The sequence below is a fragment of the Bacillus sp. hwrm1 genome (genome assembly GCF_040207805.1).
Taxonomy (GTDB): domain Bacteria; phylum Bacillota; class Bacilli; order Bacillales; family Bacillaceae; genus Bacillus; species Bacillus velezensis.
On sequence record NZ_CP157943.1, the window covers coordinates 1,216,120 to 1,232,926 of the forward strand.

Consider the following 16,807-nt stretch of genomic DNA (forward strand, 5'->3'; position numbering starts at 1 on the left):
ATGAATGCTTTTTGGGAAAATGAGCTTGTTGAAATCGCGGCTTATTACAGTGTAGCCGTCTTGTGTCTCGTCATTTTTCTGACCGTGTTTGAATTGGTGACATCCTATAAAAACTGGGTGGAAATCCAAAAAGGCAATCTTGCGGTGGCAATGGCGACCGGAGGGAAAATTCTCGGTATCGCAAATGTCTTTCAGCACAGCATCGCCCAGCATAATTCGCTTTTGCAAATGATCGGCTGGGGCGTATACGGATTTATTATGCTTTTAATCAGCTATTTTATCTTTGAATTTCTGACGCCCCGGTTTAAAATTGATAAAGAAATTGAAAAAGATAACAGAGCTGTCGGCTTTATTTCATTTGTCATCTCAGTCGGCCTGTCATTTGTGGTGGCCGCCGGGATTTAAGGGGACGGGGAAAAATGGAGAAGCTTGCGAAAGTGCTGCTGTCGGCAGCGGGAATTTTTCTGTTCATCGGACTTATTTATCTGGTCATGACATCTTAATACTGAAAAAAGGCTGCCGAACTAAAATCGGCGGCCTTTTTTATTGAGAATACCAGTTTATGCAGGCCGTATCAGAGCAAATGACGGCTTCCCAACTCATGGCGCGGATGACAGACGGCATGTCTTGACCTTCCATAAGAAAGAGTGTCGTAAAAGAATCATATATGCTCATAAAAGCGGCGCGCCGTTTTTCATCGGCAATGATCATGTCAGCCCGCAGCAGTCCGCATACATCCGAAGCCGCCGTTTGATTGAGTGAAAATATGCCTTTCTCTTCGACCGGCTCATAATAAGTGCAGTGCTTTATGCCTTTTGAACGGAACACATCCAAAAGTCCCGGAATTAAAAATGGTGAAGTGACATCGTCGCTCGGCAAGTACAGATCGGGATGAAGCCGATTAAACAGCCTGGCGGATTCAGGATGTGCATATTCCTCCCGCAGTGCCGTGACAGCAGTCATAAGCGCAAGCGCCGTCTCTTTTTCAGAGCGCAATCCGCAAACGGTCATGACGGTTTGCCAGGAAACGGGTCTGCCCATCGCGATGATCTCCTCATCACTCGGATAAATATGTTCATAAGGCCGTTTGCGCTTTTGCTCTTCCCACCCATCAGGCATCCGGACAAAGGGATGAAGCAAAAAGGCGGCCGACGTAAACGGCTTCGGCAGCTGGCGCAGGATAGGAACTCCCTCTTCAAAATGCAGCGTTTCCAGCAAGCTCAACACCTCCTGAAACTCGAAATTTCACATGAAACGCTTTCCAATTCCAATCACCCTTCTGCTATAATAATAGCGTATAGGAAAACAGAAGGGAGAGGTATTATGCAGTCTGAAAAGCCATGGCTTTCTCAATATCCCGAAGAGATTCCGCATGAGCTTGAATTTACCGATCAAACCCTGCCATCCAATCTGACAAACTCCGCAGCTCAATTCCCGAACCATACCGCCATTTATTTTCTCGGAAAAAAACTCACATTCCAGGACGTTCTCACAGATTCGTTAAAGCTAGCCGCTTTTTTACGCAAAACAGGCCTGAAAAAAGGTGACAGAGCCGCCATTATGCTGCCCAATTGTCCGCAGTCGGTCATCGCTTTTTACGGTGTATTGTTTGCCGGCGGCATTGTCGTTCAGACCAATCCTCTCTACACGGAACACGAGCTTGAGTATCAGCTGAAAGACAGTGCGCCGCGCGTGATCATCACCCTTGATATGCTGTTTCCGAAGGTGATAAAAATGAAAACGTTATCACTCGTCGAACGCATTATTACAACGAGTATAAAAGATTTTTTGCCGTTTCCGAAAAATATGCTGTATACACTCACGCAAAAACAACAGGTTCATATTGATTATGACGGATGCGAACAAATTCACAAATTAGCGGATATTTTAAAAAACGAAAAAGCGGAGGAAGCGGAGCCATTTGATATTGACCCTGCGCATGACATCGCCGTGCTTCAATACACGGGCGGAACAACCGGCTATCCGAAAGGCGTCATGCTCACACACCGGAACATTCAGGCCAATACAGAAATGTGCGCCGCCTGGATGTACAAAATGAAAAAGGGAGCCGAAAAGGTGCTCGGCATCGTGCCTTTTTTTCATGTGTACGGATTGACCGCCGTGCTCAATTTTTCCATTATGCAGGGATGTGAAATGATCCTTCTTCCCAAATTTAATCCTTTGGATACCCTGAAAACAATCGACAGGCTGAAGCCGACAGTTTTTCCCGGGGCGCCGACGATTTACATCGGGCTGTTGCATCACCCGGAGCTGAATAAATATGATCTGTCCTCCATTGAAAACTGTCCGAGCGGTTCAGCGGCGCTGCCGGTTGAGGTCAAACAGAAATTTGAAAAAGTGACCGGAGGAAAGCTTGTGGAAGGCTACGGATTATCCGAAGCATCACCGGTTACCCATTCAAACTTCATCTGGGGAAAAAATAAACCCGGCAGCATCGGCTGTCCCTGGCCCAATACCGACGCCGGAATCTATTCAGAAGAAAAAGGCGGGCTTGCGGGGCCGTATGAGCACGGCGAGCTGATCGTAAAAGGCCCTCAGGTCATGAAAGGATACTGGAATAAGCAGGAGGAGACGGCGCGTGTCATCAGAGACGGCTGGCTGTTTACCGGAGATATGGGATATATGGATGAGGAAGGATTTTTCTACATCGCCGACAGGAAAAAAGACATCATCATTGCCGGCGGATACAACATTTACCCCCGGGAGGTGGAGGAGGCGCTTTATGAGCATGAAGCCGTTCAGGAAATCGTCGTAGCGGGCGTCCCTGATTCCTACAGAGGGGAAACGGTGAAAGCATTTATCGTTTTGAAAAAAGGCGCCGAGGCAGATGCCGATGAGCTTGATGCGTTTGCAAGAGAGCGGCTTGCGCCGTACAAAGTCCCGAAGCTTTACGAATTCAGAAAAGAGCTTCCGAAAACGGCCGTCGGAAAAATATTAAGAAGGCGTTTAGTCGAAGAGGAAGATGCTTCCCGTGAAAACAAGGTGCCTTAAAAGAAAAACTTGACAAAATCCGGATTCCTTTTTATCATGAAGTTATGAATGAATAGTCATTCATTTATCGAAGGAAGGAACGATGACATTGAACCAAAAACGGCCAAAGTATATGCAGATTATTGATGCAGCAGTAGAAGTCATAGCGGAAAACGGCTATCACCAATCACAGGTGTCCAAAATCGCCAAGCAGGCCGGCGTTGCGGACGGCACCATCTATTTATATTTCAAAAACAAAGAGGATATACTCATTTCTCTTTTTAAAGAAAAGATGGGCCAGTTCATTGAACGCATGGAAGAAGAAGTGAAAGAAAAAACGACGGCAAAAGAAAAACTCGCCCTCGTTATTAAGCAGCATTTCACACTGCTCGGCAATGACCGCCACCTCGCGATTGTGACCCAGCTTGAGCTCAGACAGTCAAATATCAAGCTGCGCCTGAAAATCAATGATATTTTAAAAGGTTATTTAAACATGCTGGACACCATTTTGACCGAAGGAATCAAGTCGGGGGAATGGAAAGACAATCTCGACGTCCGCCTCGCCCGGCAGATGATATTCGGGACGATAGATGAAACAGTGACAACATGGGTGATGAACGATCAGAAATATGATCTTCCGGATTTGTCAGACAAGGTATTGGAGCTGTTGGTGTCAGGAATTCATCAAAACTAAAGGGGGTTGACGGATGAACAGCCTTTCGATGGCGGTAGAACAATCTGTTGCGGTGATCACCATTAATCATCAGCCGGCCAACGCGCTGTCCGGTGCGGTTTTAGACGAGTTGTCCGGTCTGTTCGACCAGTGTGAAACAGATGACAGCGTCAGAAGCATCATCATTCGCGGTGAGGGGAAATTTTTCTCGGCGGGCGCCGATATAAAGGAATTTACGTCGCTTGAAAATCTTGAGCAATCTTCTGCCATGGCGGATAAAGGCCAGCAGCTGATGGAAAGAATTGAAGGGTTTCCGAAGCCCGTTATCGCAGCGATTCACGGCGCTGCGCTCGGAGGCGGTCTTGAGCTAGCCATGGCCTGCCATATCAGAATCGCTACATTAGATGCAAAGCTCGGCCTGCCCGAGCTGAATCTCGGCATTATTCCGGGCTTTGCCGGGACGCAGCGGCTTCCCCGGTACGTCGGTACGGCGAAAGCGCTTGAAATGATCGGCACTTCAGAACCTGTGTCCGGAGAAGAAGCGCTCAGCCTCGGGCTTGTCACGATAGGCGCCGAACATGAGGAAGAGCTGCTGAAAAAGGCGAAAACGCTCGCGGGCAAGTTTGCGGAAAAAAGCCCGCAGTCGATGGCTTCTCTGCTTGAGCTCCTTTATTCAAATAAGATCTATTCTTATGACGGCGGCTTAAAGCTTGAAGCAAAGCGTTTTGGGGAAGCATTTGCATCAGATGACGCAAAAGAAGGCATTCAGGCATTTCTCGAAAAAAGAAAGCCTCAATTCGGTGGGCGAAGATAAAGGGGATAAGATTATGAATCTATTTGTACTGATGAAACGGACGTTTGACACAGAAGAGAAAATCGTCATTGAAGCAGGAAAGATTCAGGAGGACGGGGCCGAATTTATCATTAATCCGTATGATGAATACGCCATTGAAGAAGCCATTCAGCTGAAGGAAGAGCACGGCGGAACCGTTACCGCCGTAACCGTCGGCGGAGAAGATGCGGAGAAAGAACTGAGAACCGCCCTAGCGATGGGCTGTGACCAGGCGGTGTTAATTAATATTGAAGATGATCTGAGCGATCCTGACCAATACTCCATTTCAACTATCTTATATCATTATTTCAAGGACCAGGAATATGATCTGATTCTCGGCGGAAATGTCGCGATTGACGGCGGTTCAGGCCAAGTGGCTCCAAGGCTTGCCGAACTGCTGAACATTCCTTGCGTCACAACGATCACAAAACTGACAATCAGCGGTGATGAAGCTGTGGCAGAGAAAGACAATGAAGGGGATACCGAAATCATTAAAACCTCACTTCCTTTAGTCATCACGGCACAGCAAGGCTTAAACGAGCCGCGCTATCCGTCGCTTCCGGGCATTATGAAGGCGAAGAAAAAACCGCTGGAAGAACTTGAGCTCGATGACCTCGACATTGATGAAGATGATGCCGCACCGAAGCTCAAAACGATCGAACGTTTTCTGCCGCCGCAAAAAGAAGCGGGCAGACTGATCGAAGGAGAAGCCGCTGAGCAGGCGAAAGAGCTTGTGTCACTGCTGAGAAAAGAAGCCAAAGTCGTATAAACCGATATTAAAGAAACTGGGGGATGTCAGAATGGGAAAAAAAGTGATCGTACTCGGAGAAATTCGTGACGGCGCCTTACGGAACGTCACCTTTGAAGCCATAGCCGCAGGCAAAACCATTTCCGGCGGAGGAAATGTCATCGGCGTGCTGATGGGAAAAGGCGCAGCTGATGCAGCACCAGAACTCATTCAGTACGGTGCCGACAAAGTATTTACGGCCGATTCGCCGGGGCTTTCTCAGTATACGGCGGACGGATATGCCGCGGTTCTCGGGGATCTGATCGAAAATGAAAAGCCTGATGCGGTCATTTTCGGCCACACTTCTATGGGAAAAGATTTATCACCTAAGCTTGCGGCACGGTTTGAAACGGGGCTGATTTCAGACAGCACGGATGTAAGCGTTACCGGAGACAACATCGTTTTTACAAGACCGATCTATTCCGGCAAAGCCTTTGAACAGGTGATTTCAACCGATCCGTTCATTTTGGCGACAATTCGTCCGAATAATATTCAGGCATTAGAAAAAGACGCGAACCGGACGGGTGATATTGAAGAGCTTGCGGCGCCGCCGGCAGATTTGCGGACGGTCATTGAAGAAGTAGTCAAAAAAACGGCGGACGGCGTGGATTTATCAGAAGCGAAAATTATCGTAGCAGGCGGCCGCGGTGTAAAAAGCAAAGATGGATTTGAACCGTTAAAAGAACTTGCCGAGGTGCTCGGAGCAGCGGTGGGCGCTTCACGCGGCGCGTGTGACGCGGACTATTGCGATTATTCTCTTCAAATCGGCCAGACGGGAAAAGTCGTCACGCCGGATTTGTATATCGCCTGCGGCATTTCCGGAGCGATTCAGCACTTGGCGGGCATGTCAAACAGTAAGGTCATTGTTGCCATTAACAAAGACCCGGAAGCGGAAATATTTAAAATAGCGGACTACGGAATTGTCGGCGATTTGTTCGAAGTGGTTCCGCTTCTGACCCAAGAATTTAAAAATGCCAATATTCATTCATAATCATAAACCCTCTGGCTTATTTGTCAGAGGGTTTTAATTTGTGTTAATTGGTTCGTACAAATTAAAGGTTGATAAAATAAGAGATTGACATGTACGAACCAATATAATAAGCTTTTGTAAAGCGCTTACAAACTTATCCATTCAGCATACATCCCAGATACATAGATCGGCTGTAGTGCTTTCATTCTTATTAAGGGAAAGGAATGATCAAGTTTGTCTCACAATACGGCAGTCATTCAAACTGATATCACACGGGGAACCATTAATAAAAACATATACGGACATTTCGCGGAACACCTGGGAAGAGGCATATATGGGGGCATCTGGGTCGGAAAAGATTCCGATATTCCGAATACCGGCGGGGTCAGGACGGATGTCGCCGCCGCCCTCAAACAGCTTCAGATTCCCGTCCTCAGATGGCCGGGCGGCTGTTTTGCTGATGAATACCATTGGGCAAACGGCGTAGGGAAACGCAAAACCATGCTGAATACCCATTGGGGCGGGACAATTGATTCCAATGAATTCGGCACGCACGAGTTTATGATGCTTTGTGAACTGCTCGGCTGCGAACCGTACATCGCCGGAAACGTCGGCAGCGGAACGATTAAAGAAATGGCTGAGTGGATTGAATACATGACGTTTGAAGCGGGCACGCCGATGTCCGACTGGAGAAAAGAAAACGGGCGGGAAAAACCGTGGAAGCTGACATATTTCGGAATAGGAAATGAGAACTGGGGCTGCGGCGGAAACATGCATCCTGAGTATTATGCCGACCTTTACAGAAACTTTCAAACCTATGTCCGCAATTACAGCGGTAATGAAATCTATAAAATTGCCGGCGGCGCGAATGTCGATGATTACCGCTGGACTGAAACTTTAATGAAAAAAGCCGCTGATCTCATGGACGGGCTGAGCCTTCATTATTACACAATACCGGGCGATTTCTGGAAGGGGAAAGGATCAGCGACGGAGTTTACGGAAGATGAATGGTTCATCACGATGAAAAAAGCGGCGCATATGGATGAATTGATCACAAGGCACAGCGCCATCATGGATCAGTACGATCCCGAAAAAAGAGTCGGGCTGATCATTGATGAATGGGGCACGTGGCTTGATCCTGAGCCAGGCACGAATCCGGGCTTTCTGTATCAGCAGAATACGATCCGCGACGCCCTTGTCGCAGCCACGCATTTTCACATTTTTCATCAGCATGCAGACCGCGTACAGATGGCCAATATCGCGCAAACCGTCAACGTGCTTCAGGCAATGATCCTGACAGAAGGGAAAGACATGCTGCTGACGCCGACATATCATGTGTTTGATATGTTTAAGGTGCATCAGGACGCTTCTCTTTTGGCGACAGAAACAAAAGCAGCCGGGTACGAATGGAATGACGGCCGGCTCCCGCAAGTCAGCATTTCAGCGTCCAAACAGCAAAACGGAGACATACATATCAGCATTTGCAATATCGATCATCTGCAAAAAGCTGATGTGAAGATTGAACTGCGGGGCATGAAAAAGACAGGGAAGCCTTCGGGAACGATTCTTCACGCGGAAAAAATGAATGCCCACAATACATTCAGCAGTCCGGAAAACGTCAAACCGAAGCCGTTTTCCGGGTTTGCTCAAAAGGGCGGAAAACTTGAGGCGGAGCTTCCTCCGATGGCGGTTGTACTAATCACGCTGCCTGCGGATCCATCTTAAGTTTTGAACGCCTGCCGCCCGGTTATAATACACTGTATAAATAAGATTATTTCCGGCGGGTTCGGGAGAAAATAATATAAGCATTAAAATAGCATGAACGAATGGGAGATGCTATACTAAAAATCATCATTTGACAATTGGAGGAATAACAAATGGCTATCGTAAAAGCAACTGATCAATCGTTCTCAGCTGAAACAAGTGAAGGTGTCGTATTGGCTGATTTCTGGGCTCCTTGGTGCGGACCTTGTAAAATGATCGCGCCCGTTCTTGAAGAGCTTGATCAAGAAATGGGAGACAAACTGAAAATCGTCAAAATCGACGTGGATGAAAACCAAGAAACTGCCGGTAAATACGGCGTCATGAGCATCCCGACACTTCTCGTATTGAAAGACGGAGAAGTCGTTGAAACATCTGTCGGTTTCAAACCGAAAGAAGCTCTTGAAGAGCTTGTAAACAAACATCTGTAAGCCGAAAACTTCCGTTACGGCAGGGCGATTCCTTTGAAAGGGAATCGCCTTTTTTTGATCTTCCAAAAGCTGAGAATGGAGAAAAACAAGTGTTCGTGATACACTGAATGGACACGAGAAATGAATGTAAGGAAGGGTAACGTATGAATAAACAACTGAAAGAAAAGCTGGCCCTCCTTCCCGATCAGCCGGGCTGTTATTTAATGAAAGACCGTCAAAAAACAGTCATCTACGTGGGGAAAGCGAAAGTCTTGAAAAACAGGGTGCGATCTTATTTCACCGGTTCTCACGACGCAAAAACCCAACGGCTTGTGTCGGAGATTGAGGACTTTGAATATATCGTGACTTCCTCCAATCTTGAAGCGCTTATTTTGGAAATGAATCTGATTAAAAAATACGATCCGAAATACAATGTCATGCTGAAAGATGATAAAACCTATCCCTTTATTAAAATCACCCATGAACGCCATCCGCGGCTGATTGTCACCCGGAATGTCAAAAAAGACAAAGGACGCTATTTCGGCCCGTATCCGAATGTGCAGGCGGCGCGGGAAACGAAAAAACTGCTGGACCGCCTTTACCCGCTCAGGAAATGCTCAAAGCTTCCGGACCGCGTCTGTCTCTATTATCATCTCGGACAATGCCTTGCTCCATGTGTAAAGGATATATCTGAGGAGACAAACCGCGAGATTGTTGAAGACATTACCCGTTTTTTAAAGGGAGGGCATAACGAAATCAAAAAAGAGCTCGAAGCGAAAATGGCAGAAGCGGCGGAAAAGCTTGAATTTGAACGGGCTAAAGAATTCCGCGATCAGCTTGCTCACATCGAATCGACGATGGAGAAGCAAAAAATGACCATGAATGACCTTCTGGATCGCGATGTGTTTGCATATGCCTACGATAAAGGCTGGATGTGCGTCCAAGTCTTTTTCATACGCCAAGGAAAACTGATCGAACGCGACGTCAGCATGTTTCCGATGTATCAGGAAGCGGATGAAGAATTTCTGACCTTCATCGGCCAGTTCTACTCTAAAAACAATCACTTTCTGCCTAAGGAAATTCTGGTGCCTGACAGCGTTGACAGGGACATGATCACCGAGCTGTTGGAAACCGCCGTGCATCAGCCGAAAAAAGGCCCGAAAAAAGAGCTGCTTTTGCTTGCGCACAAAAATGCGAAAATCGCTCTGCGGGAAAAATTCTCGTTAATCGAGCGGGATGAGGAACGGTCAATCGGTGCAGCCGAACGGCTTGGCGAAGCGCTGAATATTTACACGCCGCATCGGATTGAAGCGTTTGACAACTCCAATATTCAAGGCACAAACCCCGTATCGGCCATGATTGTCTTTATTGACGGAAAACCGAATAAAAAGGAATACCGCAAATATAAAATTAAAACCGTAACAGGGCCTGATGATTACGGCTCAATGAGGGAAGTCGTCAGAAGAAGATACACGAGGGTGCTTCGCGAAAATCTTCCGCTGCCGGATTTAATCATCATTGACGGCGGAAAAGGGCAGATTAACGCGGCGCGCGACGTGCTCGAGAATGAGCTCGGCCTTGATGTCCCGGTAGCGGGATTGGCGAAAGATGATAAACACCGAACATCCAACCTTTTGATCGGCGACCCGCTTGAACCGGTGTTTCTGGAGCGGAACAGCCAAGAGTTTTACCTGCTTCAGCGTATTCAGGACGAAGTTCACCGTTTTGCGATCAGCTTTCACAGACAGATCCGGGGAAAAAGCGTCTTTCAATCCGTTCTGGATGATATCCCCGGAATCGGTGAAAAACGAAAAAAAATGCTCTTAAAACATTTCGGATCTGTCAAAAAGATGAAGGAAGCAAGCCTTGACGATATCAAAAAAGCGGGTGTGCCGGCCGCGGCGGCCCAGCTGCTGTTTGAAAAATTAAAAAAATAGTATTGTGCTTTTCTGAAAAATCTGCTAGAATGTGAACTAATTTCATAAGATCGTGTTATATGGTGAAGATAGAGGTGCGAACTTCATTAGTAAGCCTTTGGAGAATGATGGATTCTGCGAAAAAGGCTGAAAGGGGAGCGTCGCCGAAGTGTATCACATCCCATCGGTGTGATTTGCTGGCCTTGCATTAAATAAATGTAAGGCTGTCAAGAATTCATTTTCTTGGAGGGCTATCTCGTTGTTCATAATCAATCGTAATGATATGAAAAAGCAATGAGAGCTATTCCTCTCATTGCTTTTTTTATTGTGGACAAAACGCTCTTTTCTCCTCACCCGCACGAACCAAAATGTAAAGGGTGGTCTAGTATGGGTCTTATCGTACAAAAATTCGGAGGCACTTCCGTCGGCTCTGCCGAAAAAATTCAAAATGCCGCAAATCGCGCCATTGCTGAAAAGCAAAAAGGCCATGACGTCGTAGTCGTCGTTTCGGCAATGGGAAAATCAACCGACGCGCTCGTTAACCTCGCGGCTGAAATCACATCTGAACCAAGCAGACGCGAGATGGATATGCTTTTGTCTACGGGAGAGCAGGTCACGATTTCGCTTTTGGCCATGGCGCTTCAGGAAAAAGGATATGACGCCGTCTCTTATACGGGCTGGCAGGCGGGTGTCCGCACGGAAGCCGTTCACGGCAATGCGAGAATTACGGATATTGATATCACGGCGATTCGTTCGCAGCTTGCAGAAGGCAGGATTACAGTCGTTGCCGGTTTTCAGGGCGTAACGGAAGACGGAGGCATCACGACGCTCGGACGGGGCGGTTCCGATACGACGGCGGTCGCTCTTGCCGCAGCGCTGGAAGCGGATAAATGCGACATTTATACAGATGTTCCGGGCGTATTTACGACAGATCCGCGGTATGTCCGGTCAGCGAGAAAGCTGGCGGGAATTTCTTATGATGAAATGCTGGAGCTTGCAAATCTGGGAGCGGGTGTTCTTCACCCGCGGGCGGTTGAGTTCGCGAAAAACTACCAAGTGCCTTTAGAAGTGCGGTCAAGTACGGAACATGAAGCGGGAACATTAATTGAGGAGGAATCATCAATGGAGCAGAATTTAATCGTCAGAGGAATTGCATTTGAAGACCAGATCACGAGGGTGTCCGTTACGGGCCTGACAAGCGGACTGACTACTCTTTCAACAATCTTCACCGCGCTGGCAAAACGAAACATCAACGTTGACATTATTATTCAGACACAGTCGGACGATGGGGAAGCGGATATTTCTTTCTCAGTGAAAACGGAAGATGCCGCGCAAACGGTCGCCGTGCTTGAAGAATATAAAAACGCGCTTGACTATGAAAAAATTGAAACCGAAAGAAAACTGGCAAAAGTATCCATTGTCGGGTCGGGCATGGTTTCAAATCCCGGCGTCGCCGCGGACATGTTTGCCGTACTGGCGGAAAAAAATGTACAAGTCAAAATGGTGAGCACATCTGAAATAAAAGTATCAGCGGTTGTCAGCGAAAATGATATGGTGAAAGCGGTCGAAGCGCTTCATGATGCGTTTGAGCTTTCTAAACAGCCGTCTGCCGTGTAAACGGGCAGGCAAAAAGGCGGGACTTGGAGTCACCGCCTTTTTTCAATTATACAGGGTCCTTCATATCCCATTTTACAGTCAGGACGACTTTATCCGCTCTCTTTTTTACCTGTTCATAAGATTCTGCGATCTGATCGTTCATCAATTGAATCTGTTCGGCTATAAAACCGGCTTCAAGCTGAAAACAAGGCTCTTTCTGATGTTTGAGTCTGCTGGATACGAGCGGTCCTTCCAGTTCAAATTCCAGTTCTTGTTTTTTTGATCCTGCGTTTGTCAAAGTTCCCCAGCCGGCTTTTTCAAAAAAGGCGGGGATTTCTTCCCACGATTGAAGAGGAAATTTGCGGGCGAGGCGTTTTCCCGCCCAATACATCATCGATGAATGCTCCGGGCCGAGGATATCCGGAAGCACGATTTCCCGGATTAATTCGTAGCCGTATGCGCTGACGTCGAGTTCAGTTAAAGGTTCTAAAGCTGCTTCATAATTATTCTTCATATTATGTATTCCCCTCTCTCCTTCGTTTATTATAGCTTAAACAGGGGGGAGGATTACAGGATGATCCTATAAAACACGCGAAAAAATGTGAGAAAGATATCGCAGGAAAATAAAATTTTCCCTCCAGATAATCAATTCCGAAAATTATAATTTATGTACACGTTTTCTTGACGCCCTTTTGAGGGAGGAGTAAAATGAAATTGTCAATAAATTTTAATAAAGTGCTTACAATTGAAACGAAGTGGGGGCAGAGATTTTAGTACATTTCGCACTTAAATCAAACAGGGGGTAAAGTAATGTCTGGGAACAGAGAGTTTTATTTTCGAAGATTGCATTCCTTGCTCGGTGTTATTCCGGTCGGCATCTTTTTGATCCAGCATTTAGTCGTCAACCAATTTGCCGCAAGGGGAGCGGATGCGTTTAACAAGGCGGCCGGCTTTATGGACAGTCTGCCGTTCAGGTATGCGTTAGAAATTTTTATTATTTTCTTACCTTTAATTTATCATGCGGTTTACGGTGTGTACATAGCATTTACTGCGAAAAACAACGCTGGCCACTACAGTTATTTCAGAAACTGGATGTTTGTGCTTCAGCGTGTCACTGGAATTCTCACCCTTATTTTCGTCAGCTGGCATGTATGGCAGACGCGGATTGCCGCGCAGATGGGCGCTGAAGTCAACTTCGATATGATGGCGAATATTTTGAGCTCGCCGTTTATGCTCGGTTTTTACATTGTAGGCGTTTTATCGGTCATTTTTCACTTTTCAAACGGCTTATGGTCTTTTGCGGTCACATGGGGGATCACGGTCACGCCGCGTTCTCAAAGAATTTCGACTTACGTGACGCTGATTATATTTTTAGCGCTTTCATACGTAGGTTTAAAAGCGATTTTTGCGTTTGTGTAAGAGAACTAGATTACTAGAGGGAGAGGGGCTATCATGAGTCAATCAAGCATTATCGTAGTCGGCGGGGGTCTTGCCGGCCTCATGGCGACAATTAAAGCAGCGGAATCAGGCACGGCCGTTAAATTGTTTTCCATCGTTCCGGTCAAACGCTCTCACTCGGTCTGCGCGCAGGGCGGGATAAACGGAGCTGTCAACACAAAAGGGGAAGGAGACTCTCCGTTTGAGCATTTTGATGACACGGTATACGGAGGCGACTTTTTGGCAAACCAGCCTCCTGTAAAAGCGATGTGTGAAGCGGCGCCGTCCATTATCCACTTATTGGATCGCATGGGGGTTATGTTTAACAGAACGCCGGAAGGGCTCTTGGACTTCCGCCGTTTCGGGGGTACACAGCATCACAGAACCGCATACGCGGGAGCGACGACGGGTCAGCAGCTTCTTTACGCACTGGACGAGCAGGTGCGCAGATATGAAGTGGCGGGTCTCGTCACAAAATACGAAGGCTGGGAATTCCTCGGCGCCGTTCTTGACGATGAGCGCACGTGCCGCGGTATCGTAGCCCAAAATCTAACCAATATGCAAATCGAGTCATTCCGTTCTGACGCCGTTATTATGGCGACGGGAGGTCCCGGAATCGTATTCGGGAAATCAACAAACAGCATGATCAATACGGGATCTGCCGCATCAATCGTTTATCAGCAGGGCGCTTATTATGCAAACGGCGAATTTATCCAAATTCACCCGACAGCAATCCCGGGGGACGATAAACTGCGTCTGATGAGTGAATCGGCGCGCGGCGAGGGCGGAAGAGTCTGGACGTACAAAGACGGAAAACCTTGGTACTTCCTTGAGGAAAAATATCCGGCTTACGGAAACCTCGTGCCGCGGGATATTGCGACACGTGAAATCTTTGACGTGTGCGTGAATCAAAAACTCGGCATCAACGGAGAAAACATGGTGTATCTCGATCTGTCGCACAAAGATCCGAAAGAGCTTGACGTTAAGCTTGGCGGCATTATCGAAATCTATGAAAAATTCATGGGCGATGACCCGCGCAAGCTTCCGATGAAAATTTTCCCTGCCGTTCACTATTCAATGGGCGGACTGTGGGTTGATTATGATCAGATGACAAGCATCCGCGGACTGTTCGCAGCGGGAGAATGTGATTATTCAATGCACGGAGGAAACCGTTTAGGGGCGAACTCTCTGCTTTCCGCCATCTACGGAGGAATGGTGGCCGGACCGAATGCGGTGAAATATGTTTCCGGACTTGAAACATCAGCGGAAGACCTGTCTTCTTCATTATTTGATTCCTATGTGAAAAAAGAAGAAGAAAAATGGGCCGATATCATGAAGATGGACGGCGACGAAAATGCCTACGTGCTTCACCGTGAGCTCGGAGAATGGATGACGGCCAACGTCACGGTGGTCCGCCACAACGACAAGCTTTTGAAAACGGATGACAAGATCCAAGAGCTGATGGAACGCTTTAAGAAAATCAATATCAACGATACGACAAAATGGAGCAACCAAGGCGCGATGTTCACCCGCCAGTTCTCCAATATGCTTCAGCTTGCCAGAGTCATCACGCTCGGCGCATATAACCGAAATGAAAGCCGGGGAGCGCACTATAAACCGGATTTCCCTGAAAGAAATGACGATGAGTGGCTCAAAACGACGATGGCGAAACATGCCGGTCCGTTTGAAGCTCCGGAATTTGAATATCAGGATGTCGATGTATCACTGATTGCGCCCCGTAAACGCGACTACTCGAAGAAGAAGGTGGCGAAATAATCATGAGTGAGAAAAAGATACGGTTTATCATTACACGTCAGGATACGCCCGAAAGCGCGCCATACGATGAAGAATTCGAAATCAATTACCGCCCGAATCTGAACGTGATTTCCGCCCTGATGGAAATCCGCAGAAATCCCGTGAATGCAAAAGGAGAGAAAACCACTCCGGTCGCATGGGACATGAACTGTCTTGAAGAAGTATGCGGCGCCTGCTCCATGGTCATCAACGGGAGACCGCGCCAGTCATGTACGGCGCTGATTGATAAGCTGGAACAGCCGATCCGTCTGAAACCGATGAAAACATTCCCGGTTGTCCGTGACCTTCAGGTTGACCGCAGCAGAATGTTTGATTCACTGAAAAAAGTGAAAGCATGGGTGCCGATTGACGGAACTTACGATTTGGGGCCGGGGCCGAGAATGCCGGAAAAACGCCGCCAGTGGGCATATGAATTGTCTAAATGCATGACATGCGGCGTCTGCCTCGAAGCCTGCCCGAACGTCAACAGCAAGTCGAAATTCATGGGGCCTGCCCCGATGTCGCAAGTTCGTCTGTTTAACGCCCATCCGACGGGCGCGATGAACAAAGCAGAACGTTTAGAAGCGTTAATGACAGACGGCGGCCTCGGAGATTGCGGGAATTCACAAAACTGTGTTCAATCCTGCCCGAAAGGCATTCCGCTTACGACTTCAATCGCTGCTTTGAACAGAGATACCAATTTACAAGCATTCCGTAATTTCTTCGGAAGCGACAGAGTATAAGAAAGAGAAAAAGAGCCTCTTCCGCACGGGAGAGGTTTTTTTATAAGGAGCTGAAGGTGATGAAACAGCCGCAATATATTGATATCCCGTTTGAAGAATGGAGACAGTCGTTTTCTTTCTTTACTGAAGTATCGGTTCGTTTTTCAGAAACGGATATGTTCGGCCATATGAATAATGTAACCCCTTTCATCTATTTTGAAGAAGCGCGGATCGCTTATTTCAAACAGCGAGGCATAACGGCGCAAAACTCGGAAACGATGACGGTCGTCGCAAGCCAGCAGTGCGACTATATGCGTCAGGTGATGCCGTATGAAAATCTGCGGATTTATGTGAAAGCAAGCGCTGCCGGAAATGCGTCCGTCACCCTTCATTACCTTGGAGAAAATGAGTCGGGCCTGCCGTGCTTTACAGGTTCCGTCGTTATGGTTCAAGTGTCGAAGAAAAGCGGCAAAGCGGTCAGCTGGACGGAGCGGGAGAAAGGCATTCTGCTCGCCTGAACGGATAACTATTTCTCTAAGAGACGTCACCTCCGAAGCGCCCTTTACATATGATATCTTGACTATATAAACCCATTCGTTTCAGATTCGCTCTCACCTTAGCAAGGAGGGTTACAATACTTGAAGGAGAAAGATTTTCAATCAAAGCCGCTGCTGACCAAAAGAGAAAGAGAAGTATTCGAATTGCTCGTTCAAGACAAGACAACAAAGGAAATTGCAAGCGAGCTATTTATCAGTGAAAAAACTGTACGGAATCACATTTCAAATGCCATGCAGAAGTTAGGTGTGAAAGGGCGTTCGCAAGCTGTTGTCGAGCTTCTTAGAATGGGTGAGCTAGAGCTCTGATTCTTGCCGGTTTTCCTTCTTTTCGAGAAGGAGCCGGTTATTTGCGTTGGCGCCC

General features: G+C 47.4%; 17 protein-coding genes and 1 riboswitch. Of the genes, 15 read left to right on the forward strand and 2 right to left on the reverse strand.

The window, feature by feature from the left end; all coding sequences use genetic code 11:
• Entirely contained in the window at window positions 1-405 is a 405-nt protein-coding gene (locus ABK447_RS06300; RefSeq protein ID WP_003152541.1) for a DUF350 domain-containing protein, read from the forward strand.
• Between the two features lie 138 nt (window positions 406-543).
• Here ABK447_RS06300 and ABK447_RS06305 read toward each other — a convergent pair whose 3' ends face one another.
• Window positions 544-1,218 (reverse strand): DUF2711 family protein, encoded by a 675-nt coding sequence (locus ABK447_RS06305; protein ID WP_043021571.1) that lies wholly within the window; start codon window positions 1,216-1,218, stop codon window positions 544-546.
• 105 nt (window positions 1,219-1,323) lie between these two features.
• On the opposite strand from ABK447_RS06305, the gene ABK447_RS06310 reads away from it, so the two are divergent.
• From ABK447_RS06310 to ABK447_RS06350, 9 genes are all read left to right on the forward strand, one after another.
• Window positions 1,324-3,012, forward strand: coding sequence for an AMP-binding protein (locus ABK447_RS06310; RefSeq protein ID WP_191974038.1), 1,689 nt, complete (start codon window positions 1,324-1,326; stop codon window positions 3,010-3,012).
• Between the two features lie 88 nt (window positions 3,013-3,100).
• A complete protein-coding gene (locus ABK447_RS06315) occupies window positions 3,101-3,685 on the forward strand; it encodes a TetR/AcrR family transcriptional regulator (RefSeq protein WP_007408119.1) in 585 nt (194 codons plus the stop codon).
• Window positions 3,686-3,698: 13 nt separating this feature from the next.
• Window positions 3,699-4,478 (forward strand): enoyl-CoA hydratase, encoded by a 780-nt coding sequence (locus ABK447_RS06320; protein WP_072589434.1) that lies wholly within the window; start codon window positions 3,699-3,701, stop codon window positions 4,476-4,478.
• A 13-nt stretch (window positions 4,479-4,491) separates the two neighbouring features.
• Window positions 4,492-5,265, forward strand: a complete 774-nt coding sequence (locus ABK447_RS06325) for an electron transfer flavoprotein subunit beta/FixA family protein (protein ID WP_072589433.1) — start codon at window positions 4,492-4,494, stop codon at window positions 5,263-5,265.
• 31 nt (window positions 5,266-5,296) lie between these two features.
• Window positions 5,297-6,274: an electron transfer flavoprotein subunit alpha/FixB family protein gene (locus tag ABK447_RS06330; RefSeq protein WP_012118130.1), complete on the forward strand. Its 978-nt coding sequence runs from the start codon at window positions 5,297-5,299 to the stop codon at window positions 6,272-6,274.
• Between the two features lie 213 nt (window positions 6,275-6,487).
• On the forward strand, window positions 6,488-7,978 hold the full coding sequence (locus ABK447_RS06335) for an alpha-N-arabinofuranosidase (RefSeq protein ID WP_150941339.1): 1,491 nt from the start codon (window positions 6,488-6,490) through the stop codon (window positions 7,976-7,978).
• 152 nt (window positions 7,979-8,130) lie between these two features.
• Window positions 8,131-8,445, forward strand: coding sequence for a thioredoxin (trxA, locus tag ABK447_RS06340; RefSeq protein ID WP_003152560.1), 315 nt, complete (start codon window positions 8,131-8,133; stop codon window positions 8,443-8,445).
• 143 nt (window positions 8,446-8,588) lie between these two features.
• Window positions 8,589-10,361, forward strand: coding sequence for an excinuclease ABC subunit UvrC (gene uvrC / locus ABK447_RS06345; RefSeq protein ID WP_007408126.1), 1,773 nt, complete (start codon window positions 8,589-8,591; stop codon window positions 10,359-10,361).
• A 61-nt stretch (window positions 10,362-10,422) separates the two neighbouring features.
• Window positions 10,423-10,602: riboswitch (Lysine riboswitch) on the forward strand.
• Window positions 10,603-10,727: 125 nt separating this feature from the next.
• The gene (locus tag ABK447_RS06350) at window positions 10,728-11,957 is read left to right on the forward strand and encodes an aspartate kinase (protein ID WP_007408127.1); all 1,230 of its coding nucleotides are present in this window, start codon (window positions 10,728-10,730) and stop codon (window positions 11,955-11,957) included.
• A 46-nt stretch (window positions 11,958-12,003) separates the two neighbouring features.
• Here the strand turns inward: ABK447_RS06350 and ABK447_RS06355 are convergent, their stop codons facing one another.
• Window positions 12,004-12,450, reverse strand: a complete 447-nt coding sequence (locus ABK447_RS06355; protein WP_007612940.1) for a YslB family protein — start codon at window positions 12,448-12,450, stop codon at window positions 12,004-12,006.
• 296 nt (window positions 12,451-12,746) lie between these two features.
• Here ABK447_RS06355 and sdhC point away from each other — a divergent pair, with 296 nt between their 5' ends.
• From sdhC to gerE, 5 genes are all read left to right on the forward strand, one after another.
• Window positions 12,747-13,355 (forward strand): succinate dehydrogenase cytochrome B558, encoded by a 609-nt coding sequence (gene sdhC, locus ABK447_RS06360; RefSeq protein ID WP_003152571.1) that lies wholly within the window; start codon window positions 12,747-12,749, stop codon window positions 13,353-13,355.
• A 33-nt stretch (window positions 13,356-13,388) separates the two neighbouring features.
• Complete coding sequence (gene sdhA, locus ABK447_RS06365) at window positions 13,389-15,149, forward strand: succinate dehydrogenase flavoprotein subunit (protein WP_003152573.1); 1,761 nt, start codon at window positions 13,389-13,391, stop codon at window positions 15,147-15,149.
• Window positions 15,150-15,151: 2 nt separating this feature from the next.
• Window positions 15,152-15,910 carry a succinate dehydrogenase iron-sulfur subunit gene (gene sdhB, locus ABK447_RS06370; protein ID WP_003152575.1) on the forward strand — a complete coding sequence of 253 codons (759 nt, stop codon included), beginning with the start codon at window positions 15,152-15,154 and terminating at the stop codon, window positions 15,908-15,910.
• A 59-nt stretch (window positions 15,911-15,969) separates the two neighbouring features.
• On the forward strand, window positions 15,970-16,407 hold the full coding sequence (locus tag ABK447_RS06375; protein WP_012118126.1) for a thioesterase family protein: 438 nt from the start codon (window positions 15,970-15,972) through the stop codon (window positions 16,405-16,407).
• Between the two features lie 120 nt (window positions 16,408-16,527).
• Window positions 16,528-16,752 (forward strand): spore germination transcription factor GerE, encoded by a 225-nt coding sequence (gene gerE, locus ABK447_RS06380; protein ID WP_003152579.1) that lies wholly within the window; start codon window positions 16,528-16,530, stop codon window positions 16,750-16,752.
• Window positions 16,753-16,807: the final 55 nt, after the last annotated feature.